Source organism: Acidianus infernus (assembly GCF_009729545.1).
GTDB classification, from domain to species: Archaea; Thermoproteota; Thermoprotei_A; order Sulfolobales; family Sulfolobaceae; genus Acidianus; species Acidianus infernus.
Genome location: NZ_WFIY01000004.1, coordinates 1,326,894 through 1,353,231 on the forward strand (window position 1 = coordinate 1,326,894; position 26,338 = coordinate 1,353,231).

Below are 26,338 nucleotides of genomic sequence, written 5' to 3' on the forward strand. Positions count from 1 at the left end.
AAATTAGGATTTTAATTCTCGTCATATACTTTAAGATTATGAAAATAGGAATTTATGAGTTAAAGGCAAAGAAAGGAGTAATTAGAACAACTGTAAAATACTACGGAGATTCGTTAGACATAAAAATATCCGGAGATTTCATGGTGTTCCCAGAGGACGTAATTTTTGATCTGGAAAAGAAACTTCAAGGTCTCTCTTTAAACGACTTGCAAAACTTGCCTAAGATCTTAGAGGAAATTTTATCAAAGGCTACGCTTTTTGGGTGTACAATTGAAGATTTTAAGAACTCAATTTACGGTGCTTTAAGAGAGGTGGGATTATGAGAGTTTTATTCTATGAAAATGACGAAAATCCCTATTTTAGTATGGCCTTTGAAGAAAGCTTGTGGAGAAACCTTAAAGAGGGTAAAGTTGATAATACTTTAAGATTTTGGAGGCATAAAAATGTAGCAATTATAGGATATTTCCAATTGGCAGAGGAAGAATTAAACTTCGACGTCATTAGGAAATATAAGATTGACGTCGTTAGGAGATTTACCGGTGGAGGCGCAGTATATCAAGATATGGGCTGCTTAATATGGACTATAGCGGTTAAAGGTCCGAAAGACGGAGGGGTAAACTATTTGTACGATTTCCTCCTCAAGGGTTTTGTTAATGCATTAAAACATTTTGCCAATGTAAGAGTAGAAAATGTAAACGACGTTGTTGTAAATGAAAGAAAGGTTTCGGGAACTTCAGCGACATTTCAAGAAGATTACTATTTACTTCACGGAACTTTACTCATAAATACTAATCTGGAACTTATGGGCAAAGTACTTAAGGTTTCTAAGGCTAAGTTATCAGATAAGGGAGTCTCAGAGGTTAAATATCGTGTCACTAACCTCGTTGACGCTCTAGGAAGGAAAATAGATACTTCAGAAATAATAGATGCAATAATAAAGGAGTATTCTTCTCTTCTGGGAGAAAAAGCCTATTTCGACTTGCCAACTACTGATGAAATAAAACTTGCAGAAGAACTTTATGAGAAAAAATACTCTAAGCCAGAATGGAATTTACTTAGGCTACCTTCAAGCTACTTTGAATAATTTCGTCAATCCTTACGTGGGAGGATTTCAACTATCGAGACTCCAATCTTCTTACTGGAGTTTTAGACTATTCTTTATAGAAATTTCGGCACAAGATTCCTTAAAATTTCCTTTAATTTTTCAAATGACGCGTTTATGTCACTTATTCTCACATACTCGTCGGAGGAATGCAACTTATTAAGCTCACCCGGACCGTAGACTATGGTAGGAATTCCCTTCAACCTAAAGTACCTTCCATCTGTTGCATAAGGAGTAATAAAAGGTTTAAGACCTAGAAAGAAAGGTAAGGAAGTGTAATTGGGCTCTGAGGAATTTATTACTTCAATTTCTCCTTTAACTCTTATTTTTTCTAAAACTTCTCCAGTCGTAATCCCAGGAGGAATTCTCATGTCTATTTCAACTTCAGCATAATCTGGAACTACGTTAACTTTAGTTCCACCTTTGATTACTCCAGGGTTAAAGGTTATTTTCCTCACATCACCAAATATTTTATCGTCAATCTCCTTGACATTATTTACAGCTTCTTCCAACTCTTTTGGAATATTGACGGAAAAATCGTTTATCTCTTTCTCTAAAACTAGAATATCGTCTATTAACTTTAAAATAGAGTTATCGCCGAGAGAGGGAGTGCTTCCATGAGCTGATTTACCCCTTTCCTTTATTTTAATTTGCAATAAGCCCTTTTCTCCTATGTTTATTCTCCCTGAACCCGTGGGTTCTCCTATTATTACAAAGAAAGGAGAAAACTCTTCAGCTAAGAATTTACTTCCTTTTTTACCTCCAGTTTCCTCGTCTGGGACTGCTGTAAAAAGCAAAGGGTAATCTAACTTATCTGCCATGGATACGTAAGTTTCCATGAGAACTGCTAATCCTGCCTTCATATCCGTTGCTCCTCTTCCGTAAATTTTATCGTCTACTATCTTAGGAACGAAAGGATCTAAAGTCCAGCCTCCCCCTGGAGGAACTACATCGAAATGTCCATTAAGCATTAAAGGCCTTCCTTTTCCGCTTGAGGAAATTACCACTGGATATCCTTTAACGTATTCCTTAATTTCTGCCTTAAAACCTTGATTTTCCAAATAGTCCTTTATAAACAAAGCGCATTCATAGAGCTCGTTGTCATTATAAGTCTTGAAAGAAATTAGCTTCTTTGTCAGTTCTATTAGCATGAAAATAAAAAGTGAAACTCTTGTAATTATTGTTTTCTACTTCTTTTCTTCTTTTCTTGTGCTAAGAAAGGCTTAATTGCTTCAACTATTGCAGAGCACTCGTCTAGCTTTTTCTTAACTATATTTAAGAAGCAGCATAGTGATGAAAATCTCTCAAAGTTTGTAAACTTTATTGAATTTTGAGGCCTTTCTGTAGATATAGCTAGAAACTTTATTTGCCCAGCTAGCGCTTTTAAGCTTAATTTTCCTACTGTGGCAAGTTCTGTTGTGTTCCACTTTCCTTCTACTGTTTCAGGAAACTTTATTTCGTTCCAGCTTACTTTACTGCAATCAACATTAACTTCAAACTCTTCTTTTTGAGAGAATAAGTCAACTATTTCCGCTTCATTTGTCCTTTCATTAAGAAAATTCTTTGAGGCTTCTCTTAATTGTTCATTAGTTGATGCACAACATGAAAGTGAGATTAAATCATCTAGACTTTCAAAATCTCTTAAGTTAATATTATTAGTACCCCTAGCAGTAGCTACTGATATTAGCGTCACTGTATTTGGTATGAAAAGTAATTCAAATCTAAAATAATTACTTTCAGCTAATCTAAGAATATAAGTCTTACCAGAAGAATCGGAGATAGATTTTATATCGCTTATCCTCTTATATAATTCGTCTTTATCACAATTATTAACAAAAAATTGGAATCCACGCATTTCCTTGATCTCTTCAGTAGAACACTTCATATCATCAATTATATGAGGTGGATATTTATTACTTTCTACCTTCTATGTAATTAAAAAGATTGTTAAAAAAATTACTTCCTTCTTAATAGGATTATTGCAGCAGCTATTATGATAATTACTACGATAGCTATACCAACTACGAACGAAGTGCTAAGGCTTGGTGAAGTAACAGTAGTTGAAGGAGGTGTAGTGGTTGTTGTAGTGCTAGTAGTAGTAGTTATTTGCTTATACGTTATTGAAATCTTTACTGCTTGAGTTAGTGTCAGTGTTCCTTGCGTAACGTTAGGCGAGTAACCATTAGTTGTAGTAAATATTCTGTACTCATAAGTGCCATAAGGTAGTGTTATAGTTAGCGAGGAGGATGCAGTTGTGTAATTCCTTCCGTCTATACATACAGACCATGTTGTACCGCTTGGCAGTCCTGTCTCCTCAAATGTTATGGTAAAGTTCTCAGGTACGAAAGTGAATTTCAATTCAGTATTCTTACTTAGGTTTACAAATTCTTCTTCTGTTATTGGTATATAATATTTAGAGTAAACTTTAACCATGTATTCTCCATAAGGTAGTGTTATATTAATCTCATTCATTGTAGTTGTATAGTTACTTCCGTTAATATTTACTGTCCATTCATATCCGCTAGGTAATCCGCTTTCAATTATTGTTAAAGTGTAATTCATTACAGTAAACTTTATGTTAATTACTTCGTTCATTGTTAAGTTTATAATACCTTGAGTAACGTTGGGCATATAATGTGGAGAGAATATTTTGTATTCATACACTCCCATAGGTAATGTTATTGTAATGTAGCAGGCATTAGTCGTATGATTTTCATTATCAATACAAACTGTCCATGATACTCCTTTTGGCAACCCTGTCTCTTTGAATGTTATATTATAAAGTATTGCATAAAACGTGACTTTTATAGTGGTATTACTAGTTAAATTAATGTATCCCATTGTGGGCGTTACTTTATAGCCAGTTACATTAAGTACTTTATACTCATAATATCCATAAGGTAATAAGAAGCAAATTCTAGAAGACGTTGAGGTAGAAATGGTGCCATTAACGCAGACAGCCCATTTTGTACCGCTTACTAATCCAGTTTCTTCAAAAGTCAAGTTAAACTTTACTGGAGTAAAGGAAATTTGAAGTGTTGTGTTGGAGCTTAAAGTTATGCTTCCTTGAGACGGTGAAGGAATATAATATGCTGAATATACCTTATAGAAATACGTTCCTGGAGGTAATATGAAAGTTATTTCGTTAGATGTTGAGGTCTCATTTGTTCCATTAATACATACGGTCCAAGATTTGCCAACAGGTAAACCAGTTTCTTTAAATGTTAAGTAGTATACTATCTTACATACACTAATTTCAGTTACCTCATTGGATCCGGAATCCGCTACATAAACTGCTGAAGGAGTTACGAGTATAAATCTAGGAGAATTCCCTGTAGGTATTTGATATATTACTCTAGAGGAGTTAATTACACTTAACGAGTTTGAACCTAAGTTTGCTACGTAAACTAAACCATTGTAGGAATCATAAGTTATGAATACTGGATACTGCCCTACTGTTATTTTACCTACGACTTTAGTTCCACTAACCATGTAAACAGTATTATTACATAAGCTAGCTATATAAACGTAAGAAGGGCTGTAAGTTATGGCTACAGGGTATGGAACGCTAATAGTGCAAATTACTGAGGTTCCATTTATTACGCTAGTTGAATTTGATTCTAAGTTTAATACATAAACAAGACCGTTATAAGGATCATAAATAATCTGTCTTGGAGCTTGACCTACTGATATTGTCGCAATAACCTTTTCGCCTTTGATTACTGAGACCGTAGAGAAACCGTTATCAGAAACATAAATATAGCCATTACTAGGATCGTAAACTAAACAAACTGGGTGGCATTCAACTTGAATATTACAAACTACTTTTGTACCATTAATTACGCTTACTATTCCTACTCCTGCTTTATAAGAGTTTAAATTGGCAACGTAAATTAAACCGTTTACACATAATAATGCAACTGGCGAATAACCTATTTCTCCTCCTACGGTAACAGTTGCTATTACTTCTGTTCCATTAATTATACTAATGGAATTAGATAAGGTATTAGCCACGTAAATTAAACCGTTCTGTTTATCGTATACTATTGCAGTAGGATCAGTGCCAACGGATATTGTAGCTATAACAGTCGATGAGTTGATTACTGAAACTTGACCAGATCCTGAATCAACAACATAAACATATCCGTTGTTAGAATCGTAAGCCATTGCTGTAGGAAAACTGCCAACACTTATATTTGTAGTCTTAAATCCTTGTACTGCACTAGTTATAGGAATTATGCTTATTATTGAAACTATATATAATAATACTAATGTGATAATAAGTATTTTATTCACAATAACCACTGTCTTATACAAAACGCAGTTGGTAATAAATTTTTATGTCAATGAAGGGGGCAAAATAGTATATAAGGTTTTAAAAATGAAGATTCTAGTTTATCACAAGACCTATTAAAGAAATTTTTGCCTTAGAATTATACCGAACATATTTTCGATAGTTAATCTTAAAAATAATCTATAAAATTTCATCTTATGCAATTCGTTAGAAACTCTTCTGGACTAGTTAAGAACGCCTCTTTGACAGACGCTATGATGCTCAATATTGCGAACATGGGAGCAGGGCTAGCAATATTCATTGGTATATCTCCTTATATAGTTAAGGGGGCAGTCCTATGGTTAGCTTCGCTTATAACCTTCTTGATCACCTTGCCTCTAGTTTTTCTATATACTTTCTTTATAATAGAAATTCACAGAACTGGTGGAGATTACGTTTGGCTAAGTAGGAAACTTAACGGCAAAATTGGATCCATAATGGGAATCGCTCTAGCCTTTAACATGCCGCCTTACTTTGCTCTTTCGGCTTTCTTTTCTGTTGCTGCGATAAATACTGTCCTTGAAGTAATAGGAACTTTAAACCACGAAAAAGCTCTCCTTAATTTAGCCAATACCGTATTCGTTAACCCCTACAGTCCCTCTATTACACTAACTCAAGAAATATTAATTTATATTCTTGCAGCAATAGCTTTTGCAATAATAATAGGAATAAATATCTTGAAGCCTAAGTGGGGGTTCTCCCTCGTAACTGCTTTGGGTACTTTAGCAATATTAGGTACTATAGTTGCAATGATAGAACTGGGAATAAATGTTCAGGATTTCCATAGTAAAATTTCCACATTCTTGACAGACTTTAATCTCACTCCCTCAACTTACACTGGACCTACTTTCAGTTTACCTGCGACAATTTACATGATACCTTACTTTGCTTCTTTTGCTTACATATGGCTCTACGCGGGGCCCGCTGTTTCTGCCGAAATTAAAAGTGAGAGAGGAATAAAATATAATATAATTCTAGGTAGTTTATTAACTCTCTTCCTTATCACAGTACCTTTCTATTTACTCTGTATTGCTGGAGGTTATGGTTTCAATTTCAGCCTATTTCCTACTGAAACATATAATTTCTGGAGCGTTGCAATTGCCTTAGCAGAAAACCAAGCTTTACAATGGTTTATAGGAATTTCATTAATAAGTTGGGAATTCTTCGTAATGGCTTTCGGAGTTATAGTATTTGCAAGGTATGTATTCGCGTTCTCTTTTGATAGATTATTTCCTGAGATATTCTCTAGACTTAATAAGAGTAGCTCGCCAGTTTACGCTCACTTACTCGACTTTGCAGTTACTTTAGTTTTCCTAGCAGTACCGATAATAAGCCCTGAGGGTGTGCAAGCTTTATACTCTTACACACCCCTAGCAATTGCTTACCTATTCCTAGTATCTTTAGCAGGGATAAAATTCAGTTTAGAAGGCAAAAAGAGGATAGGAATGCTAATATCGTCTATATTATCTGCGGCATTTATGATATTCATGGGCTATGAAGCATTTACTAACCCTTATTTTGGAGTAATATCAAATGGACAACCTTTCTGGCCAGGCATTGCTTACGTTCTAAGTTTAATAGGCTTAGGAATAGTAATATACGTGGCATCTAAAGAGTATAATTTAAGGAGAGGAATAAACATAGACTTGAATTATAAGGAAATCCCTCCAGAATAACTATTATTTTTGTATTCTAGTAAAAAGAATTTTTTATTCAATATATGCTGTGGTTATATTTATATCCCTTCCTTCTTTAAAAGTATAATAAATTATTTAAATTTTTATATTTAGCTCTCGTCTCTATAAGGAAACGGGAGTTAATGGGACGGAAAGGGGATAGATAGCCCAAGGCGTTAATGACGCTCCTCCACAGCTCGAGTGAAGTGCAACAGCATGAAAGTCTCTCACTCTTCCAATGCTCTGAGCCCCCGAATTGATGAGCCCCTTGGGAGGGAACTCTTCCAAGAGGAAGTCAGAGAACCTTACTATTTTCAATAGATAGAGAACGGATACTATATAGCCTACGTAAAATATAAAAAAAGATAGGGTAAATAAGTTAACCATGGAAGCTAACATAAGATATATCGTTTTATCTAGAATATTCAGAAGTCTCCCTTTAAGTTATATGTCCTTTCTTGTCCCTTTATATTTGCATAAAATAGGTATTCCTACTTTTCTCATAGGAATTTATTTTCTTATAGCTACAATCTCAACGTCTTTCCTCTTGGTCCTTTCTGGCTTCCTTGGAGATGCTTATGGTAAGAGGAATATTTTACTACTTTTGAGTATTCTCTTTTCCTTAAATTTATTCATTTTTGCTTTCATAAAAATTCCATTAGTAGTATTTCTAACTTCGGTTTTAGGAATAGGTACTGCTTCAGGAGGCGGCATTGGAGGAGGAGCAGGAGGAGGCCCTTTTAACCCATTACAAACTGCTTTAATTGCTGACTATTCGAGGCCAGAAGAGAGGACTAAATTATATTCCATAAATTTTGCAGCGGCTACAATTTCTGCTTTTGCAGGCGGGTTAATATCAGATTTAATAACCACTGTGTATCCTCCTTCAATTTCTTACTCATTACTTTTTACGCTAGGCTTTATAATTTCATTATTTTCTATCTTCTTTGTTTACCTAATAGATAAGGATCACGGAACAGGAAAAATAAGCATACCAAAAGCTTCTTTCTCCTCAATTTCCAAAATTTCTATAGCGGGCAGCTTAGGTAGTATAGGCTTAGGAATGGTTATGCCTTTAATACCTCTTTGGTTCAAACTGGACTTTGATGCTACTGAAAGTGAAATAAGCTACTTGTATTCAATTTCCTACAGCTTAGTAGGAATTTCTTTCTTATTTGCAGATAAGATAGAAAAAGTAATAGGAAGAGTTAAAAGCATCTCAATACTTAGAGGGTTATCTTCACTTTTCTTACTTTTAATACCTTTCTCGCCAACATTCTTTATAGCATCGATCTTATTCCTAGCTAGGGGAGTAACTTATACTATAACGATACCTATGAGACAATCATTAGCTATGGATGTTTTCTCTGATAAAGAGAGAGCTAGCGGTACTTCAATAACTGGTTTAGCCAGAAGAATACCTTACGGCTTAGGTAGTTTAATTTCCGGGGCATTATTTTCTGTAGGGCTTTTTACATTATCAATTTTTCTTGGAGGCGTGATTTCTCTATTTGACCCTTTGCTTTATTATGTATTCTTTAGGAATTATGAAAAGCGTGAATAGGAATAAAATCTATTACCTTATCCATTTATATTTTTTGGAGTTAAAAAGAAATGGATAAGAATAAAAAGTTTTGTGAAAAAGATATCACATGAGTATAAATCCAGTTCAAATAGCTCAACTTCCTTATACAAATAGGATAGATAATATACAAAAAATAATTCAAACATTACTTTCAATGGATCCTAAAACTGCCGAAAGTGCCGTAAAGGACTTATTAACTGCCTTATCTAAAGCAAGCGACGAAGATTATAAGAATTGGTGCGAAGGTACAATGAGAGTCATTTCAATGTTTGATGATAATGTAATAAAATCAATTCTCTCTTTAAGAATGAAGGTTGTATCAGAAATGCCAAAAGAAGTTCAAGATAGAGATGCTAAGATAGTAATGGAAGTCTTAAATTCTCTAGACGAATCAGTAAAAGAAAAATTAATGAAAAACATGCCAAAGTCTTAAATTCCATGAGTCAAGTAATCTATTCTTCCTCCATCAGCTACAATAACTTGTCCAGTGATGTATCTAGCCTCATCGCTAGCTAGGAAGTAAACTATATTTGCAATATCTTCTGGCTTTCCTGTAGTGTGTAACATTGTCCTTTCTCTAAACCATTGCCTAAGTTTTTCTATCTCTTCTTCGCTCTTTCCACCTATTGTCATTTCCGTTTCTACCCAGCCTGGAGCAACTGCATTAACTCTTATATTATACTTACCCAGCTCGTATGCTAACCTTCTAGTCAAGATAATTATTCCCGCCTTAGTAATTGAATAAAATGTATTGCCAAAAGCAGAAGTTCCTAAACCTGCATTTGAAGCAATATTTATTATTGCTCCACCTTTCTCTTTCATTAAAGGTAAGAACTCGTGCGTAACGTAAATTGTCCCATTTAAGTTTATTTCTAGCATCCTCCTGTATTTCTCATCGTCAAACTCCTCAAATGACATTAAATACCAAATTCCAGCATTATTTACTAGAATATCAACGGTCTTAGTTATTTCTGATACTTTCTTTGCTGTAGCTATTACTTGATCCCTCTTTGAAACATCGCATTTAAGAACGTAAAATCCTCTTTCTTTCATTTTTTCGGCTTCTTGGTCTGACGAATTATATAGAACAATTACCTTATTTCCTGATGAAAAGAACTTTTCGGCTATTGCCCTTCCTATTCCTCTAGTTCCTCCAGTTACTACAACTGTTTTTCCAGAGACCATAAGGAGTGATATGTTTGATAGCTAAAAAATTTAAAAACGAACTTTTACAAAAGGGGCAAAGCCTCGCAGACATGGTCTCCTTTTTGTAAATACTACAAAATCAGTGAAAATCCAATAAATACGTGAAACATAAAAATAGGGCCATAATTGATCCAGAAAATGTCTAAAATTGTACAAAAAAGTTAAGCTACATACCAGCTATAAATTATATTGATAGCAAAAATGTAAATCAAAAACTAAATAAGTTAATAATCTTTCCTCTCTTAAACTGTGCTTAAAAAGGTTCCATAAGTCTGAACTGCACATATGACGGCTTCGGCACATAAAATTCGTTTAAGCCGTGTTCTGGATGTTTTACAGTAATCTTTTGAGGACTAAGAATTAGCGCATTTACTCTTCTACCCTCTACTACGTCTGTTATTACTCCATTTAATGATATTTCATGAGGAGTTGTATAATGTCCTATTCTGATTTTTACTGTATTTTCTTGACTTAAAACGAAGTTGTCAAAATTTTCACTTAACTCTTCAGCCTTCTTTTCCCTTAATTTTCTAGCAAATTCTTGAATATCCAAGAATCTAATGCATTTATATCGTTCAGGCTCAGAAGATCTAGGTTTTTCATATAAGTTATGAACTTGTATGCCGTATTTTTTAGCTAGAGTCAAAACGTTATTTTCAATAATTCTTAATAATTTTACTACTTTGATTACATCTTTTCTATCTTCTTCTTTGTAAACTCTAGTATTAAGTGCAAAATCCATTAACTCTTGATAAGCTCCTATTAAAACTTCAGCGTTCTGCATTTCCTTATTTTTACCAAGTTCAGCCCTTACGAAACTTTCCCAAAGTTGTCTAAAGTTTTCCTTATTTTCATTTACGTATTTCAGTAATTCCTCTTTTTTATCGTAAGCTCTTATTACGTCCATAACTAGATCTCCTTGAATCCTTATTTTAACATTGGTAGCATACTCAAACTTCTCGTAGTAGTGATAATCAAAGCCCATGCATTTTCTTATTTCCTCTTCTGTTTCGTAATATATGCCGCACATTCTAACTGGCATAGTGAATATCTTACCTGTTGTATCGTCAATTCCTGATATGAAACTTGAAGGTCTATCGTAATCTAAATCAAAATAAACATAATTACCTATTTTTATTACTTTTCTCTTTAGTTTTATAGCAACATTAAATCTTAAAAAATGTTGCAAACTTAAAAAACAATCATAGTATGCTCCAATTTCTTTATCTATTTTCCCTTCTACTACTAGCTTCAGCAGGTCACTGCACTGCATTTAGTCTAAACCTCTCACCCTATTCACTGTAGTAATGTCTATTGTTTTTATCTCTTCTTCCTTCTTTTCTATTTTCTTTTCAACAACTTCCTCTTGCATACTAATATTTCCTCAACAATCTTATTTAAAGATAACTTTAAATATTTTTTAGATTAACGGCGTGTGCTACTTTAAATTTAAAATTAATGGACATAGTTATGAAAGATTAAAAATAAAAAGGGTAACGTAATACCCTTTATCCTTTTACTTACGTAAACTTGACACTTTAATGACGAGTTTTCCATAAAATTAGATGTCAAGTTTTATTTAATTTCTGGTATATTCAAGATATCCTTAATTTCTCAAAGTTCTTAGATGAGTAATTCAAGAATTAGGAAGACGGATGAGAGGGTAATGGTGTTTCCCTAGAAGGGTGTATGATCCCTTAAGCCCGTTACGCCACGGGTGGATAGTGAAAGCAAAAATTCCAGTCTCTTTCATCTATTTAATCTTTTTGCAGATACTTTTCTATCTATTTAAATAAATGGCAATGAGGCGTGATAAGGTACGTTAAATGCGTTATTAACTAGAAGCCTACTGTAAATTTTCTTAATAGTAACGTACTGTTTACCAAAGAGTATGAATGAGACATTCTTCTTTGAGTTCTTATCGAACCTAACAATTCCTCCATCGTCGCCTCCTTCCATGATACAAAGTACTCCTTGTGAATAGTAAGGCTTATCAACACTTATTCCCATTTTCTTAAGAAAAGCATAAGTTGCATTCTCTGCAGAGACCATGGCAGACCTAGCAGTCTTTGGTCCTACCATTCCTTTAGCTGAATCTCCTAGTGCAAATATTCTTTCATTATATGAAAATGATGGGAAAGAAACCGGAATAAATCCCGAGTCGTCTGTAAACTCCTTGACTGCTTTAGGCGCAGAAAGCGTAGGTAATACTGATTTAATATCTGCTTCTATTTCCTCCCCATCGTTAAGCACTACCTTATCTTTCCTTATTTCAGTCACATATTTACCTTTTAATAAATGAATTCCCCTCTTCTCAAAGTATTTATTTGCTATTTCAGAAATTTTAGGATCAGGAATAGGGCCGAAGACTCCTCTAGGACTCTGGGTAGCTAAGTAAACTTCACCCTTGATTCCTTTCTTTCTAAGGATAAATTCAGAGATTAACGCTACTTGATAAGAAGGTCCTTCAATAGGACTATTTTTAGCGTTTCCAACGAAGATTTTTACTCCATCCTCTGCTTCACTCAGTTCTTTCTTAAGTCCTAAGAAACCTTCAAGAGTATGGTGCATATAGGCGTGTTCATGTCCTTTTATTTTCTCGAAGTTCTCTTCGTAAGCTCCTCCTAATGCAATAAAAAGGTAATCATAATCAAAGGTCCCCTTTGAAGTTTTTACTTCCCCATCTTCAACTGCCTCAACTTCTGCCTCAACGAAGTTTACTCCTTTTCTTTCCATCACTTCCTTAGCATTAAATTCGGTATCTTCAACTTTAATTTCATCAGTTAAAAGTAGCGGAAAGATAGTGTTTTCTCTTACGATAGCTGACCTAGAAATTATTGTTACATCTATTGTCTTTAAGTAATCCCTTATCCTATGTGCAACCGTTAAACCTGCATAACCAGAACCTAGAATAAGTACGTTCATGTGTGTTAATGATTTTATGGGCATAAAAGTTAATCTTGTTTAAAATTCGAGCAATGGATTAAAAATTAACTTACTGTAAACTTATCTATTTCGCTCAAAAGTCGTAATATTGCCATTTCGTCACTTCCCTCCTTATCTGCATTATATTGGTGAAGCAAAAGTGCCATGTTAGTAAATGGTACAATGCAGGAAGCAAGATAATACTCAACGCTACCGTACCAATTTATGAAGTAGGAGAATTTATAGGCACTTATAATGTATCTCCAGGAAGCATGATAGTAGTCAATTCACCAGTGGTGGAAAGATTAGTTGAGAACGTTAATTACGTCTTCATTATTCTCGTTACTGTAATCGTATTGGCTATAAGTATTATTGTATTCATAAAAATTAGGAAATAATAAAGAGAAAGAGAACTTAAGGGGAAAATATTTATCATTCTTTCCTCTCTATATAGGCAGTATCTCCAGCTGTCTCTTCTATAGGTATCATATTAGTGTCGTAACCTTTATAATACCAAGCTAAACTTCCACCAAGCCCTAAAGCCCAAAGGCCAAGGTTATATATTACGAATTGAGTAGCTGAAAAACCAGAAGTTAAGTAAAGTGACCCAGCGTAAGCTAGCATAGGGGCTACTCTAATTAAGCCTATGTAAAAAGCTCTAGATTTTATTGGCATTAATAACGGTTCTAGAACTGTCCTAGTTGCCCAGCCCAATTCGCTAAAAGCCATATTAAAGAGCAAGATCACGTAAAACATACCTAGAGAGAATGGAACTACTCCGCTAATTAATAATAATATTGGTATCATTGTTAAAGTACCTCCTAGAAAGGATAATACGGCAAATTTCCTTGTAGGTATGTATTTAACTAGGAAAGAAGCTATTATACCAGCAATAGAGGCTCCTAAATTTGCAATGAAGACTATCTCATCTACAACAATTCCATGAAAATAATAGTCAGCAATAATATAAGCCATTAAACCATAAGTTAAGTATTGCGAAACTCCTATAATAGAAAGAAATGCATATCTAAAACCTAAAGAAACCTTATTAACTCCCCCAGGTATTACATGCTTTACCTCTGCAACAAAATATTTTATTTCTTTTTCAGCCTCTTCCTTCTTTCCAGCCTTAACTAACCATCTAACGCTTTCCGGAGTTAAATATCTCATTACTATTGCAAAGCCCACCATTACAATTGCGAGAATTCCTAAAGTCCTCAGCTCTAAAAGGTAGGACGAAGAAAGATAATACGTTAAGTAAGATATTGCTGCAGCAACCATTGCGCCTATGTTATTAAAATTAGGTAAAAATACCAGCATTGTCTCCCTCAAGGAGAGGGGCATTGTTTCTCCAGCATAAGACAAAGCAGTAGGAACTTCACCTTCAATTCCTAGATAACCAAGGACTATTCCTAGGACTACTAAAGGCAAAAAGACTGGAGAGGAAGAAGAGATTATTCCAGAGACTACAGCCTGGGATACTCCAAATATAATCAAAGCCCCAGTACCGTAAAGCCCCATAGTAAGGAAGAAGGTTCCTTTTCTTCCCAACCTTATGTCGGAAAGGCGAGAAATTGCTAAGTCACCAACTAGCTGAGCAATTATTGGAACTACCAAAAACCAAACTTGATTAACTTGCGGGTAAAAAAGTGGGGCAATTGACGCTATAATTCCCCACATGAAAAATCCTACGGCTAATGACGAGAACAGAGACCAGTGAGCTTTCGTCCACTTAGAAAAATCAATTTCTGAAAAGTCCACAAGTTCATTTCATTAAAGTAACTTATAAACTTACTTATAATAATGAGGGGCTTTCATACTTTATAAACCGAAGCTATTCCTATTAAATTACAGTAATACGCCTCCACCTTTAAAGGTACTGCTGGTACATAATAGCCCTCGTAAGGAGAATATAACTTAACTATTTCCCAAGAACACTTCTTCAAAACAGTTGCATTAGAGAAGAAAATATAACCATTTGCCGAAATAGATGGAGCGTCAGGAAATATCCTAAAATAGGGTTTTATACAGTTAGGCAAGGATGGAGATTTGGGATAGTAACTTACGTTGAGCAAAAATCCGTAAATTTCTCCATCTTTTTCACAAACATGAAGCACTTTCACGTTAATTGAGGTATAGTATGGAGTATATGCAAAATGGAAGAAAATTCCTAGACCAACTAATAAAAGTAATGGTATGGCTAAAGGTTTAAAGTTAATTGCACTTCTACTACTTTTTTCCCCATTTGGCAATGCGTATCCGAGTATAGGCCAAGACATAAAATAATTCCATAAAGCCCTATAGTTAACGAAGAAGATGAAATACGGAAAGAAAACCCAAGAATCCTTGAGATTGTCGTAATATTTCCAGAAAAAGTAAACCTCAGTCAGCGTAACTATTACTAATGCCAAAGTAAAAAATTGAGGGTAAATATAAAAGAATCCAGAAATCGCAATCATAGACAAGCCCATACTTATACCTATTAGCGGAGCTACTATTGGATAAAGAACTCCTTGAAAATAGTATTCCGGAGAAAGGAAAATAAAGTACCCGTTAATTGCCAGGAAAGAGATGGCGGTGTAAGTTATAAACTTCAGCAAAGAACTCCTTCCCCCTTCTTTGTATATTGAAATTAAATAAAAAGGAAGAAGAGCAAAAGGAGTTTGCTTCAGCGATAAAGCCAAGCCGTAAAATACACCTTTAGCTTTCACATCTTTGGAAAATAGCGAAAGTAAAGCAAAGAAAACCCAATCAAGAGTAGTAACTCCCCCTGCAGAGAAGTCACGATAATTAATGTTAAACAAGTAGGGGAGTAAAAAAGATAAAAATAGGAATTTGTCAACTTTCCTTAACTTTGCATATAGGAGAAAGACTACTAAAAAGTAAAAAATCACGGTAATAAAATTGGGGTTTATGTTAAAGATTACTGACGGAATAAGTATAAGCATTTGCAACGCAGGGTAATCGTACCTAGTGACTACTCCTCCGGTGGAAAGAGGAGTACCCAAAATTGGTATAAATTGGCTCAAATGGAAAAAGGTGTAAACGTTAGCAGTAAGTGCAGGGTTATAAGGATTTTCTCCGTGCAAAAATAGGTAAGCAGCATAGTAACTAAGCATCATTCCGTCGGTTCCAAAATTAGGAGGGAAAACAAGGGTAGAGAAAGTCAAGATTAGAAAATTTACAATCATTGCCTCAGCTAGAAAATTGTATTTAATTCCTAATGCTACTAGTAACAAGTAAATAATGAGAACGTAAATACTAACTCCTTGTGTAAAATAATAGAGCATCCCTACAATAATGATCTCTGCATAAATAATTGCAATGAAGTATTTATCGTGAATGCTCAATTTAGTAAATAATAAGAGACCTGAGAAAAATACTAATAACACGTCCATAGTAATGAATATCAAATTGTCGTAATTTGGGGCTATTAGTAGAAACATAGAAATGGCAAATAAAAACTGAGAAAAATTCACCGTTAATGCCTTATTCCTATCCATCAAAGTTGTGATTAGCCTTGCAAATAAAAAATTATGCGAAAAATGCCAAGACTTGCCATTCAGTAAAGAAGAAGGTGAGAAAGAAGGAAATAGCTATATAAATGACAGTATACGCTTTCCTCTTAAATATTACCTCAACATATCCAAGCAAGGAAGGAAATGCAGGCAGTAATAAACGAGGTAAGGATATTGAAGGCCAGCCGTGAATAAAAAAGAGAGGTAATATTATACTTAATGAATAGAGAGTTAGAAACACGTCCTTAGATTTCTTGTAAAAGAGTATAGTTCCCGTAATATAGAAGGCTAGAAATACATAATTCCTCAGCAAGTAAACCAACGGAGATAAATGAAAATATGGATCAAAGAAGGAATTAATAAAAAAAGAATAACAATTTAATATCCATTCTGCCTGGCACCACGGTGTAGTAAAGTAAGCGCTCCAATGTTTACTTTCGACTGAGAAGAAAGTGAAAGGACTTCCAGTAAAGATCCAGAAGGCAAGAAGAATTGCCCCGCCAGCAGCTAGTGGAGGCAAGAAATACCAAATTTTTCTCTTATATTTTAAGATAAATGAAGGAAGTGTGTAAGCCAAATTATAGAAAGTAGCTATCGCGCCCCCTAAAGCTATTGCTGAAAGCCATCCACCTAAATTTAGAGAAAGTATGAGGAAAGTTAACGCAATATCGTCAGAGTAAGGGATAGTAGAATAAATTACAAATACTGGAAACGTTGATAGGATTATTGACCCTTTAAACCCATAGTAATTATATGACAGTATTACAAAAATATTTGTAATTATTAAGCTAGAAAGGGAATATGAACCAGTTAAGAAGGTTAACCCTTTAATAAGGGCTGGGAAAACTGGTGAGAATGCATAAAGGAATTTGACCATATATCCATGTGCGGCAATCCACATGTAATCTATGGCGTCCCAGTTTATCGTAATTTCATATATGAAGAGGTTTCTGAAAATCAAGTAAAATGTGATAAAAACAATAATTTTTTCTAAAGTGTACAATAAAAGAGGAAATAAGATAGTATTATAATACTTTCTTTTCATTTATCATTCAACTTCGTTTGTGGTCTAAAGATTAGTATTATAAGTATTCCAGATAATCCGAGACTAAGTATTGTAAATGAGATATCATGAAACTCTCGAGTTAAGTCACAAGACAAGTTATAAGTAAGTACTCTTGCCTTAGTAAAACCTGTAAAACTAGGTAAACTTTCGTTAGTTATTATATTAGTTTTCCAAAGCTTATAGTATGCAACACTTTCATTAATTCTGCATTTGCATTGTACATCCACGCCACTTATAGCTATTCCAGATGAGTTAAAATATAGGATCAGCTCATTCTTTGCCCCAAAAAAATGTGTACAGTGATAATAAATATATAAACCACTAGGTGTAGTTCCATTGAAAATTAAGTTGTTACAACTTATATTTTTGCCTAATAAATATGGACAAATATAAAACATACCATTAGGATGAGAGTAATTTTGAATTGATATAGAAGGACAAAAATATGACGATTCATTAAACGCTATTATTGTATTATTTAAAAGAATACTACCATTAGGGAAAACGCATATTACTTTCTGTATAAGTATTATTTTGTTGACAATAATCTTACCATTAACATAAGTAAATACAGTATCATTATATACTAAAAAAGAACCCTTAAATAAACCTGGAGTATGAGACGTACTAAATACTAATAAAGGAGAAATTATAGTTATAGAAAATATCAAAATAAAATAAAAAAGTCTTATCACTTTTATATCACCATATTACTAAATTCCAATTAAGCTCCTGAATTTTACCCTCAACATGCTATAGCGCTTACAACTACTACTTGCCCACCGCTTAATACTAGGTCAACAGTATAGGTTTGCCCGGCGGCATACGTAATACTAGGAAGGGGAATGTGGTATAGGTTTGTTCCTGCATATATAATAGTACATTGAGCAGGACTAATAGAGTGTGATCCTACTTCCACAGCTACAATTTTTGTTTGTGTATTAGATGATAACGTTACACATAATTTGTAAGACGTAGTAGTCCCAGACCCAGACGTCGTACATTCTATTATTTTTGCTGTTCCTACTTGTGTTACTGTTGGAGATGATGAGAATGCTCCTAGGTATCCGAATGCGAAGAATACTACAACTAGTGCTATTATTACTGACGCAATTACTAATATTAGAGCTGTTATTGCACCCGACAATCCTTTTTTGCCTTTCTTCGTCTTTTGCACTATCATGTTTCTTCAAGAAGCTTTTGTTTAAAGTTCTATATAAATTTTTCCTTTGAAATCTGTAGCGAAGATTATTTCCAATTTTATAGCAAGTACTAAGTAAGCGAAGATAATATTACAATTTCAAAGTAATTAAAAAAAGAAGTGATATTCTTTAATTTATTTGAATAGCAGAGAGACTATACTGAAACTATTTAACTACACAATTTTATGTTTCAACGCTTTATTTTTTAAAGAAGGCATTAGGAGTAATCGTTAACGCAGTTAAGAAACCTCTATCTTTCATCGTAGATCATAACAGAGTAACATCCATAAAGGGGTGTAATCTCGGGGAGCCCTTGCTAGCGGGGAGGAGGTCAGAGAAAGACTTATATAGAAAATTTACCATCTTTCCCTTAATGAAAGGGATGTGGAGTTCTTTTACAACGCTTATTATCTTGATTGCAACTGTATTCGCTTCACTAGTTGTAGTGTTTTATGCTTATTCAATGTTAGGGGCGCAAAATCAGAGCGTAATAGTTACTCAAGCTTCTCCGGGAATAATTAAAGACGGTCAACTTTGCGTTTCTCTTCAAACTAATTCCCAAATAAAAATAGTTAAACTTCAAGTAGAAGGTTACTGCGAAGTGGAAAATGTTATTTTGAAGCCTGGATTAAATAACGTTGCTTTAACTCTCCCTTCAGGATTTTCTCCCTTGAAATGTGAAGCGTATTCCTTTACCTTGGTTTTATGCAACGGGGAGTCAGTTTATGTTAATGCTAAATATTATTGTTGAGATTCTCTACACATTTATCCTTTGATTTCTTCAAGGCTCTTTCCTTTTACTCTTGCGCCTTTCAATAACATCACTCCTGAAATCATTGAAACAATTCCTATCAGCATAAATGAATAACTTGCGTTGTATTCATAAGTTAACGTAAACAATACTGGTCCTATTGCTCCCCCTAAGTGACCTATTCCATCTGCTATTCCGTAGCCCAGCGTTCTTATTTTAGTACCAAGGTTTTCAGCAGTATAAGCGTACATTGTGGGGAACTTAAAACCTTGGAAGAACATTGCTATAAAACCTGCTATTAAAAGTGAAACTCCTCCAAGTAGGGGCATTGAAATTATTGCTATCCCGCTTAATAAGTTAGAAGCTGAGGAGGAGAACTTCCTTTCTAACTTATCGTTTAATATGGAAGCTAAAGTTACTCCTAATGGATCTCCGTAAAGTATGTAAGTAAAATAGAGGGAAGTGTTGGAAAACCCCTTGTTAGAAAGTAATGAGAAGACTGGAGTGCTGAAGAGCGAGTACCCTGCAAAATAGCTTGTAAACCATATTGCTAGGAAGAGGAGGACAGTGTTATCCCAAACCATCTTCTCTCTCCTTTTCTCTTCCCACATTTTTGATTCCGGTAAGGTTAACCTAAAAATGAGTGCGAAAGCTGAGATCATTAAAGAAGGTAAGAAGAGTATTCTCCAGTTGTCCCCAGCAATTACTGCCACTGGTCCTACAATAAGGCTCATTAGGAAACCGCCCAGTGTAGTTAAACCTACTGCCCTTCCTCTGAAATTTGCCGAAGACATTTCAGAGACGTAGGCAGGGACTACTGCTACTTCCCCTTCTATTCCGAAACCTATGATGAATTCTGCAATAGCTAGCTGAAGGAAAGACGTTGAGAAAAATCCAATAGTTGAACCAAGGAAGATGAGTAGCATTGAAAGAATTATTCCTATTTTCCTTCCGTACTTTGACGCTATTAGCCCGTTTATTGCTCCTCCGGTAAAGTATCCTATCATTTCTGCGGATAGGATTAAAGTTGAGTTAATAGAACCTAGTTGTGAAGATGCCTCGTTTTCTATGTAAGGTACATTAAATATGTCCCAGAAAGATAGTGACGTGCCCACGGAGATTAGTGCTAACTGCTTTTTTGTGAGCATGCATGTTCATACTGCTTATACAATTTAAACTTTTTCTTTTGTTTCATGAAAATGAGACTTAAAGCTTAGTAGTGTGTAAAACTGGTTATGATTAATGTAATTCTTCAGTTCTTAAATTTTTTCCATCTTACAAAAAATTAGTATATTTTCTACAAATATAAGTTTTCAACTGAATTTATTATAACTTACTCATCATTAATTACTCCGTTACCTTTTAATTTCTCAAAAAGAAGTTTAACCATTTTTATGCATTCCTCAGCTTCCTCTTTCTTTACTTCACCGTATTGTGAATTCTTTCTACAATTACTTACAACGTCAAGTTCTTTCCTATTTTCTTTTATAAACTCGTAAAGGTTCTCGTCATTAAGCCTCCCTAATAACGTTCTAATATCGTGGGACGGTACTATTGGCTGTTTAAGCCCTCGCTCGTCAAAAATCGACCTAATTAGGAGCTCTGCAGACACTTGGCATAAGAGGCATGAAACCCTGTATCTGCCCTTATTGAATTCCTCGATTGAGGCCTCTAGGAACTCTAAGAATTTATCCATTACCGCCCTATTTTCCTTTAGTGTTTAAAGCGTTATTAAAACTCGTGCAGAAAGACTTGGAGCTCTAGTACAAGGATTGTTACGTCCTATTCGCACATAGAAAACTCGAGATTTTTATATTAGATAGTAAATTAAGAAATGGCATTTCTCAGAATATGACGATTACCAGGTTTTTGAGGATAAAAGCAAGCAAACGATCATATTTGCTACATTCTATTCAATTTACTTACTCAGTATATTATCTATTACGCCTAGCAGTTTTAGAATATCTTCTTTGGCAGATTCATCATTAGTATACTGACTTAATACTGCTTGAGAATCGGGACTGTTTTATTGGTGAAGGAGTGTTAGTATCCCCACCTATTGTTTGCGCTACAGCTTTTATTAGTAGGCATCATTGCGATAATCCAGTCAACTTTTGTCACTTTCCTTTGAACTTTTGCGCTAGTTTATCTAGTTGCAAACGCCGCAGCCTTCCAAGTTTTGTAAACTTTTCCTGCAGCGTTACGTAAAAGTCCTTCCTCTAAAAACTTCCTTGCGATTTCCGCTTCGTATTTTGCCTCTAGTAATCTTGCATTATTAAACCAAGGTTTAGGCAGTTCTTCCATAAATTTAGTTCCTAAAGATATAAATAATTCCATACGTTGCTTTCTCTCATTATCTCTCAACTTAGTGCAGAGGAGACGGTGTGACATAGAAAGTGAGGAGGTGATGGAGAGAGTCATCAAGGTATTTAACTGCTCACGAAGGTGGGAGTATTAAAGTGCTGCTAGGATAGTCAGTTTCTGTTGAAGGAGGATACAATTAGGAAGGTAGTGGAGTTTCCCTCTAATGATCCCTTAAGAAGTTACGCCACGGGTTTATTGCCTCAGCTCTTTAGTGTCCTTATCGTTTAAGGGTGCAATAAAAATGCATAGGGGATGGACAGCCCAAGACGTTAATTACGCTCATCCACGACTCTAGGGAGGGCAACCAGCACGAAAGTCCATCAAATTTTTCTCTGGACCGCCAGAATCGATGAGCCAAGGTGGGGGAAACTTATAACCCTAGTTGTGGTACTTTCAATAACTTGTACAATTCACATACTGTATTCGCTCTTAGACATTAATTCACTTCTCTTTATAATACTCTTTCGATGGGAATTTTCCTTCTTTCACTTCTCTTACATATTCGGAGATAGCTTTGCTAATTATTTCCCTTAAATCAACGTAAGCCTTAGCAAAGTAGGGCTTAAAGTCAGACAACCCTAACAAGTCGTGAATAACTAAAATTTGTCCATCGCAGTAAGGTCCGGCACCTATGCATATAGTTGGTATCGATAAGTTCTCTGTTATTCTCTTTGCAATTGATGAGTAGACGTTCTCTATAACTATTGAGAAAACGCCTGCTTCTTCTAGAGCCTTTGCGTCTCTTAAAAGTTGTTCTTCTTCACTTTCAGTCTTTCCTATTGTCCTATATCCTCCTAACCTCAAGAACCTTTGAGGAGTTAATCCTATGTGGCCCATGACTGGAATTCCCGCTCTTACAATTTTCTTTACTACGTCTGAAAACTCTTCCCCACCTTCAAGTTTTACCGCATCTGCACCGTGCTTTGCAAATAACCCAGCGTTTTTTACTGCATCCCCAGTTTCGTAAGATAGGAAAGGCATATCTGCAACTATTAATTGCCTAGGCTTAGCCCTAACTACTGCGTCTAAGTGATGTAACATTTCTTTCATACCTACCTTAAGCGTATTTTCCAGCCCAAGGACTACCATTGCCAAGGAGTCTCCTACCAAAATGCCATCTAGCTCAGTGAGGGAAATTATCTTTGCAGTAGGGTAATCATAAGCTGTGAGCATTGTTATTTTTTCTTTTCTTTCCTTCTTTTTCAGGAAGGATTTGAAGGTTATTTTCTCTAACATAAAACTAAAGTCCTTAAGGTGGTAAAAATAATTTATAGAATGAGTTTAAATATATATTAAGGGAAACTTAATGAAGACTAGAGCGGCATTACTAGCATTACTAATTCTTCTTTTAATGTCCAGTATCTTTTACTCCGATGTTCTGTATTACTATCACGCTAGAGGTCAATTTTGCACTATTAAGATAATTAAAGTTTACACAAACCATTCTCTACATAATCCAAAATTTTGCTCTTCTGTGAATCCTGGCAATAACGTTTCTATAAAAATTTGCGAATATAACTCACCTCCACCTCCTCCACCACCGCCACCTCCTCCGCCTCCACCACCTCCTCCACCTCCAACGCACTCCCAAAAATTAATTAACGTTACTACAATATGTTTACCAAAATCGTCTAAGGTATTTTTAATTCCCATAATATATAATATATCGAAGAATGGTCCAAAACTTTCTTATTGTTGTATTTCTTTAACGTTTACTTCACGTGCAAACACTTATAAAGCGTGTCTAGTTAGTAAAGCTAAGCCGCAAAATAAGCCATTTTATTTCGTTACAAAATGCAATTATTACTGTGTTAATGTATGTTGGACTTTTTGTGGAAATCCTAATACTGCATGGGCAAGTATTTTACTAATGTTTATAATACAGGAAGGTGGAGCAAACTACGTATTCTTCTGGTCAATTAATATTACTCTTAGTCCTGCTAATCCGCACCCACCACCGCCTCCTTCTTCATGTTGTTACATTGTAGAGTACCCTAATCTATGTCCATTAAAAGTTGCGCAAATTATCTCTTCTTTATATAAACTTTAATCCTCCAGAATAACTACCTTTTAGTATCCTATCTATAGCAAATAGTGTTACTACCATTACTGGTAGTGCTGCAACTAATGCTGAAGAAGCTAATAATCCCCAGTTTATACTTTCATCTCCTATAGCTAATAATGCAAATATTGTTATTGTTTGTGCACCTTCTGGTGGGAATGAATAATTGTAGGGCGTTGAAGTGAATATTAATGGGTAAAATAGTAGATGCCAATTGAATATGAAAGATAGTAGAAATACGGAGAAGAGGGCAGGCCTTGATAAAGGCATTATTATTCTTGTCATCTTTCTCTTTATTGAAAACACTTCTGCTGCGTCCTCGTAACTCTTCGGAAAACTTAAGAAGAAGTTGAAAAATAGCCATACTGCAAAGGTTGCAGTAAATATTGGGGTTGAGAGTATTAAAGCCCACCAAGTATTTAGAAGCCCTTCTGAGGAAAAGAAATCGTAAAGAGGTATTACAAAAGACGTAGAAGGTAAAGAATAAAGGTAAATCGATAATGGTAAAATGAACTTTAGCTTTCCTTTTGACACTTCATAAGCCGAAGGTAAAGCTATAAATATTGTAAAAACTGAAGCAGTTATTGCAACTATGGCACTTGATATTAAATAAGGTACTGCTTGAATTGAGGCGGAAGAGAAGTAAGACGAAGTCAAGCATTTTGGAATTAATATTGGTGGATAATGGAAATCTAATGAGGAATTTCTAAATGCGACTAAAAACATCCAATAAACTGGAAAATCGAGGAAAAATAACATTAAAGCAAGAAAGGCAAAGATTATTCCTTTAAAGACCTTGTTCGGTATTCTTATCTTTAACGAAATCCACCCTGTCCTTTTACTCCTTAATAAGGAGAGAAGGGCTATTGAAGGAATTGTTGCAATTATACTTAAAATTGCTGCCGCAAGTGAACCTCCTGAGAAGTTATCATATGAGAACATTTCCTCGTAAACTAATAAAGGCAAAGTAGTAGTTGCATACCCTGGTCCTCCAGAGGTCAATACGTAAGGCAAGTCAAAATTACCTAAAGCTAATATAAATTCTAAAAGGAAAGATAACCAGAATGCCTTTCCTACCATAGGTAAAGCTACTCTAAAGTAGTATTCCGATAAGCTTAGGTTATCTATTTCAGCGGCTTCCTTAACATAAGAAGGAATAGACCTAAGGGCTGACAGCATTATCAGAAAAGGCATTGGAATTGAAGACCATATACTTACTAACGTTACTGCATATAATGCGGTGCATTTCATGTAAAGAGGGTCAAATTTTAAACCAAGAAAGTAGGTAAACCATCCGTAACCTCCGTATAAGCTTATAGTCCATATTAGGGCTGAGGAAGTGAAAGGAATCGTGTAAGGTAACATTATAAGTAAGCTCAACGCCCTTTTTCCTTTACTTATTATATCTATTCCCACAGCCAGGAATGTGCCTATAATAGATGAGAATAATGCAGTAAAGAAGGAGAAAAAGAATGTATTATACACTATTACATTGAGAGGAACTAAATTTATGCCTTGAAAAGCAGTCTTAAAGTTTAGCCCTACCAATGCGAAAGTTAACGCAAAGGGAATTATTCCAAATCCTAATATATAACCTAAATAAGGAATAGAGTACTTCAAGGTATCACCTTATATTTGAAATCAAAATTTATTTCTTCACCAATTTTCAATCTTTTACTAGAGAAAGCCTTTATTTCTTCATTATTAAAGGAAATATAAATTAAATATCTATCTCCCCAAAATTCAATGTCCTTAACTATACCCTTATAATTTCCTTCCCCAATTTTTACGTCTTCAGCCCTTATTCCCAATTTTCCTTTTCCGTCATGTATAATACTCATTGGAGGATTTCCAAAGAATGAGGCAACAAATTCGTTTACGGGATTTTCGTAAATTTCCTCAGGAGACCCAACTTGTATGATCTTACCTTGATCTATTATTGCTATTCTATCAGCTAAAGCCATTGCCTCAGTTTGGTCGTGAGTTACGTAAAGCGTTGTTATTGAATTTTCCAACTGAATTTCCTTGATCAATTTTCTGGCGGAAATCCTCTGTGGAGCATCTAAATTTGATAAAGGTTCGTCCATTAAGAATACTTTTGACCTCTTAACAAGTGCCCTAGCTAAACCCACTCTTTGTTGTTGTCCCCCAGATAATTGTGAAGGATACCTATCTAGCAATTGGGAAATGCCTAACCTCTTTGAAACTTCTTCTATTATCTTTTCTCTCTCATCTTTCTTTAAATTCTCTATTGGCATTGATAAATTTTCGTAGACAGTTTTGTTAGGATAGAGAGCAAAATTTTGAAAAACCATCGATATTTCTCTCTTACCGGGAGGCAAAGAAGTTACGTCTCTCCCGTCAATGAGAATTTTTCCTTCATCTATTTTCTCTAAACCTGCAATAGACCTTAAAAGCGTGGTCTTTCCTGAGCCAGAAGGACCTAAAATTACAAAAAACTCTCCCTTTTCAACCTTTAGGCTAATTTTACTTAATGCGTAGAGCTTTCCGAACTTCTTGCTTACATCCTTAAGTTCCACGCTCATGA

26 protein-coding genes are annotated in these 26,338 nt (G+C 34.8%); 8 read left to right on the top strand and 18 right to left on the bottom strand.

Annotation, left to right across the window (positions count from 1 at the left end):
- Window positions 1–38: 38 nt before the first annotated feature.
- Together D1867_RS07790 and D1867_RS07795 are read left to right on the top strand one after the other, a co-directional pair.
- Window positions 39–323, top strand: a complete 285-nt coding sequence (locus tag D1867_RS07790) for a lipoate-protein ligase small subunit (RefSeq protein ID WP_155863565.1) — start codon at window positions 39–41, stop codon at window positions 321–323.
- Entirely contained in the window at window positions 320–1,084 is a 765-nt protein-coding gene (locus D1867_RS07795) for a lipoate--protein ligase family protein (protein WP_155863567.1), read from the top strand. The genes D1867_RS07790 and D1867_RS07795 overlap by 4 nt, the downstream gene beginning before the upstream one ends.
- Before the next feature lie 74 nt (window positions 1,085–1,158).
- Here D1867_RS07795 and D1867_RS07800 read toward each other — a convergent pair whose 3' ends face one another.
- From D1867_RS07800 to D1867_RS07810, 3 genes are all read right to left on the bottom strand, one after another.
- Window positions 1,159–2,253 (bottom strand): M20 family metallopeptidase, encoded by a 1,095-nt coding sequence (locus tag D1867_RS07800; protein ID WP_155863569.1) that lies wholly within the window; start codon window positions 2,251–2,253, stop codon window positions 1,159–1,161.
- A gap of 26 nt (window positions 2,254–2,279) precedes the next feature.
- A complete protein-coding gene (locus D1867_RS07805; protein WP_155863571.1) occupies window positions 2,280–2,987 on the bottom strand; it encodes a hypothetical protein in 708 nt (235 codons plus the stop codon).
- A 71-nt stretch (window positions 2,988–3,058) separates the two neighbouring features.
- Window positions 3,059–5,407 carry a YncE family protein gene (locus tag D1867_RS07810; protein ID WP_155863573.1) on the bottom strand — a complete coding sequence of 783 codons (2,349 nt, stop codon included), beginning with the start codon at window positions 5,405–5,407 and terminating at the stop codon, window positions 3,059–3,061.
- Window positions 5,408–5,593: 186 nt separating this feature from the next.
- Between D1867_RS07810 and D1867_RS07815 the strand changes: the two genes are divergently transcribed.
- From D1867_RS07815 to D1867_RS07825, 3 genes are all read left to right on the top strand, one after another.
- Window positions 5,594–7,111, top strand: coding sequence for an amino acid permease (locus D1867_RS07815; protein ID WP_155863575.1), 1,518 nt, complete (start codon window positions 5,594–5,596; stop codon window positions 7,109–7,111).
- A gap of 385 nt (window positions 7,112–7,496) precedes the next feature.
- Complete coding sequence (locus D1867_RS07820) at window positions 7,497–8,675, top strand: MFS transporter (protein ID WP_155863578.1); 1,179 nt, start codon at window positions 7,497–7,499, stop codon at window positions 8,673–8,675.
- Between the two features lie 88 nt (window positions 8,676–8,763).
- On the top strand, window positions 8,764–9,129 hold the full coding sequence (locus D1867_RS07825) for a hypothetical protein (protein ID WP_155863580.1): 366 nt from the start codon (window positions 8,764–8,766) through the stop codon (window positions 9,127–9,129).
- Here the strand turns inward: D1867_RS07825 and D1867_RS07830 are convergent.
- The 3 genes from D1867_RS07830 to D1867_RS07840 all read right to left on the bottom strand — a co-directional run bounded on the left by D1867_RS07830 (window position 9,126) and on the right by D1867_RS07840 (window position 12,827).
- A complete protein-coding gene (locus D1867_RS07830) occupies window positions 9,126–9,881 on the bottom strand; it encodes an SDR family oxidoreductase (protein WP_155863582.1) in 756 nt (251 codons plus the stop codon). The genes D1867_RS07825 and D1867_RS07830 overlap by 4 nt on opposite strands.
- 274 nt (window positions 9,882–10,155) lie before the next feature.
- Window positions 10,156–11,175 (bottom strand): hypothetical protein, encoded by a 1,020-nt coding sequence (locus D1867_RS07835; protein ID WP_155863584.1) that lies wholly within the window; start codon window positions 11,173–11,175, stop codon window positions 10,156–10,158.
- Window positions 11,176–11,690: 515 nt separating this feature from the next.
- Window positions 11,691–12,827 carry an NAD(P)/FAD-dependent oxidoreductase gene (locus tag D1867_RS07840; protein ID WP_155863587.1) on the bottom strand — a complete coding sequence of 379 codons (1,137 nt, stop codon included), beginning with the start codon at window positions 12,825–12,827 and terminating at the stop codon, window positions 11,691–11,693.
- Between the two features lie 146 nt (window positions 12,828–12,973).
- Between D1867_RS07840 and D1867_RS07845 the strand changes: the two genes are divergently transcribed.
- Window positions 12,974–13,225 carry a hypothetical protein gene (locus D1867_RS07845; protein ID WP_155863590.1) on the top strand — a complete coding sequence of 84 codons (252 nt, stop codon included), beginning with the start codon at window positions 12,974–12,976 and terminating at the stop codon, window positions 13,223–13,225.
- A 34-nt stretch (window positions 13,226–13,259) separates the two neighbouring features.
- Here D1867_RS07845 and D1867_RS07850 read toward each other — a convergent pair whose 3' ends face one another.
- From D1867_RS07850 to D1867_RS07870, 5 genes are read right to left on the bottom strand one after another with little or no spacing between them, the layout of a single operon-like run.
- Entirely contained in the window at window positions 13,260–14,588 is a 1,329-nt protein-coding gene (locus tag D1867_RS07850) for an MFS transporter (protein WP_338078002.1), read from the bottom strand.
- 53 nt (window positions 14,589–14,641) lie between these two features.
- Window positions 14,642–16,330, bottom strand: a complete 1,689-nt coding sequence (locus D1867_RS07855; RefSeq protein ID WP_155863593.1) for a hypothetical protein — start codon at window positions 16,328–16,330, stop codon at window positions 14,642–14,644.
- A 31-nt stretch (window positions 16,331–16,361) separates the two neighbouring features.
- Window positions 16,362–17,348, bottom strand: coding sequence for a hypothetical protein (locus D1867_RS07860; RefSeq protein ID WP_155863595.1), 987 nt, complete (start codon window positions 17,346–17,348; stop codon window positions 16,362–16,364).
- A 38-nt stretch (window positions 17,349–17,386) separates the two neighbouring features.
- On the bottom strand, window positions 17,387–18,106 hold the full coding sequence (locus tag D1867_RS07865; protein ID WP_155863597.1) for a hypothetical protein: 720 nt from the start codon (window positions 18,104–18,106) through the stop codon (window positions 17,387–17,389).
- Window positions 18,107–18,156: 50 nt separating this feature from the next.
- Window positions 18,157–18,594 (bottom strand): hypothetical protein, encoded by a 438-nt coding sequence (locus tag D1867_RS07870; RefSeq protein WP_155863599.1) that lies wholly within the window; start codon window positions 18,592–18,594, stop codon window positions 18,157–18,159.
- Between the two features lie 392 nt (window positions 18,595–18,986).
- Between D1867_RS07870 and D1867_RS07875 the strand changes: the two genes are divergently transcribed.
- Entirely contained in the window at window positions 18,987–19,364 is a 378-nt protein-coding gene (locus D1867_RS07875) for a hypothetical protein (RefSeq protein WP_155863601.1), read from the top strand.
- Between the two features lie 14 nt (window positions 19,365–19,378).
- On the opposite strand, the gene D1867_RS07880 is transcribed toward D1867_RS07875, so the two are convergent.
- From D1867_RS07880 to D1867_RS12175, 5 genes are all read right to left on the bottom strand, one after another.
- Entirely contained in the window at window positions 19,379–20,512 is a 1,134-nt protein-coding gene (locus D1867_RS07880) for an MFS transporter (protein WP_155863602.1), read from the bottom strand.
- Between the two features lie 185 nt (window positions 20,513–20,697).
- The gene (locus D1867_RS07885; RefSeq protein WP_155863604.1) at window positions 20,698–21,060 is read right to left on the bottom strand and encodes a HEPN domain-containing protein; all 363 of its coding nucleotides are present in this window, start codon (window positions 21,058–21,060) and stop codon (window positions 20,698–20,700) included.
- Window positions 21,061–21,509: 449 nt separating this feature from the next.
- On the bottom strand, window positions 21,510–21,701 hold the full coding sequence (locus tag D1867_RS12455) for a PaREP1 family protein (RefSeq protein ID WP_240872200.1): 192 nt from the start codon (window positions 21,699–21,701) through the stop codon (window positions 21,510–21,512).
- 468 nt (window positions 21,702–22,169) lie between these two features.
- Complete coding sequence (panB, locus tag D1867_RS07895) at window positions 22,170–22,964, bottom strand: 3-methyl-2-oxobutanoate hydroxymethyltransferase (protein ID WP_155863606.1); 795 nt, start codon at window positions 22,962–22,964, stop codon at window positions 22,170–22,172.
- 195 nt (window positions 22,965–23,159) lie between these two features.
- A complete protein-coding gene (locus D1867_RS12175) occupies window positions 23,160–23,381 on the bottom strand; it encodes a hypothetical protein (protein WP_162309139.1) in 222 nt (73 codons plus the stop codon).
- 217 nt (window positions 23,382–23,598) lie between these two features.
- Here D1867_RS12175 and D1867_RS12180 point away from each other — a divergent pair, with 217 nt between their 5' ends.
- Window positions 23,599–23,778, top strand: a complete 180-nt coding sequence (locus tag D1867_RS12180; RefSeq protein ID WP_162309140.1) for a hypothetical protein — start codon at window positions 23,599–23,601, stop codon at window positions 23,776–23,778.
- Here D1867_RS12180 and D1867_RS07905 read toward each other — a convergent pair.
- Window positions 23,764–25,410 (bottom strand): ABC transporter permease, encoded by a 1,647-nt coding sequence (locus D1867_RS07905; protein WP_155863611.1) that lies wholly within the window; start codon window positions 25,408–25,410, stop codon window positions 23,764–23,766. The genes D1867_RS12180 and D1867_RS07905 overlap by 15 nt on opposite strands.
- Window positions 25,407–26,336 carry an ABC transporter ATP-binding protein gene (locus D1867_RS07910; protein WP_155863614.1) on the bottom strand — a complete coding sequence of 310 codons (930 nt, stop codon included), beginning with the start codon at window positions 26,334–26,336 and terminating at the stop codon, window positions 25,407–25,409. Before D1867_RS07910 ends, D1867_RS07905 begins: the two co-directional genes overlap by 4 nt.
- Window positions 26,337–26,338 lie beyond the last annotated feature (2 nt).

Coding starts and splice junctions, on each gene's coding strand:
- D1867_RS07815 (WP_155863575.1), top strand. CDS start 5,594: ATGCAATTCGTTAGAAACTCTTCTGGACTAGTTAAGAACGCCTCTTTG.
- D1867_RS07875 (WP_155863601.1), top strand. CDS start 18,987: ATGAAAGGGATGTGGAGTTCTTTTACAACGCTTATTATCTTGATTGCA.
- D1867_RS12455 (WP_240872200.1), bottom strand. CDS start 21,701: ATGGAATTATTTATATCTTTAGGAACTAAATTTATGGAAGAACTGCCT.
- D1867_RS07790 (WP_155863565.1), top strand. CDS start 39: ATGAAAATAGGAATTTATGAGTTAAAGGCAAAGAAAGGAGTAATTAGA.
- D1867_RS07840 (WP_155863587.1), bottom strand. CDS start 12,827: ATGAACGTACTTATTCTAGGTTCTGGTTATGCAGGTTTAACGGTTGCA.
- D1867_RS07800 (WP_155863569.1), bottom strand. CDS start 2,253: ATGCTAATAGAACTGACAAAGAAGCTAATTTCTTTCAAGACTTATAAT.
- D1867_RS07870 (WP_155863599.1), bottom strand. CDS start 18,594: ATGATAGTGCAAAAGACGAAGAAAGGCAAAAAAGGATTGTCGGGTGCA.
- D1867_RS12175 (WP_162309139.1), bottom strand. CDS start 23,381: ATGGGAATTAAAAATACCTTAGACGATTTTGGTAAACATATTGTAGTA.
- D1867_RS07825 (WP_155863580.1), top strand. CDS start 8,764: ATGAGTATAAATCCAGTTCAAATAGCTCAACTTCCTTATACAAATAGG.
- D1867_RS07855 (WP_155863593.1), bottom strand. CDS start 16,330: ATGGATAGGAATAAGGCATTAACGGTGAATTTTTCTCAGTTTTTATTT.
- D1867_RS07830 (WP_155863582.1), bottom strand. CDS start 9,881: ATGGTCTCTGGAAAAACAGTTGTAGTAACTGGAGGAACTAGAGGAATA.
- D1867_RS07805 (WP_155863571.1), bottom strand. CDS start 2,987: ATGAAGTGTTCTACTGAAGAGATCAAGGAAATGCGTGGATTCCAATTT.
- D1867_RS12180 (WP_162309140.1), top strand. CDS start 23,599: ATGTTTATAATACAGGAAGGTGGAGCAAACTACGTATTCTTCTGGTCA.
- D1867_RS07880 (WP_155863602.1), bottom strand. CDS start 20,512: ATGCTCACAAAAAAGCAGTTAGCACTAATCTCCGTGGGCACGTCACTA.
- D1867_RS07835 (WP_155863584.1), bottom strand. CDS start 11,175: ATGCAGTGCAGTGACCTGCTGAAGCTAGTAGTAGAAGGGAAAATAGAT.
- D1867_RS07820 (WP_155863578.1), top strand. CDS start 7,497: ATGGAAGCTAACATAAGATATATCGTTTTATCTAGAATATTCAGAAGT.
- panB (WP_155863606.1), bottom strand. CDS start 22,964: ATGTTAGAGAAAATAACCTTCAAATCCTTCCTGAAAAAGAAGGAAAGA.
- D1867_RS07885 (WP_155863604.1), bottom strand. CDS start 21,060: ATGGATAAATTCTTAGAGTTCCTAGAGGCCTCAATCGAGGAATTCAAT.
- D1867_RS07910 (WP_155863614.1), bottom strand. CDS start 26,336: ATGAGCGTGGAACTTAAGGATGTAAGCAAGAAGTTCGGAAAGCTCTAC.
- D1867_RS07795 (WP_155863567.1), top strand. CDS start 320: ATGAGAGTTTTATTCTATGAAAATGACGAAAATCCCTATTTTAGTATG.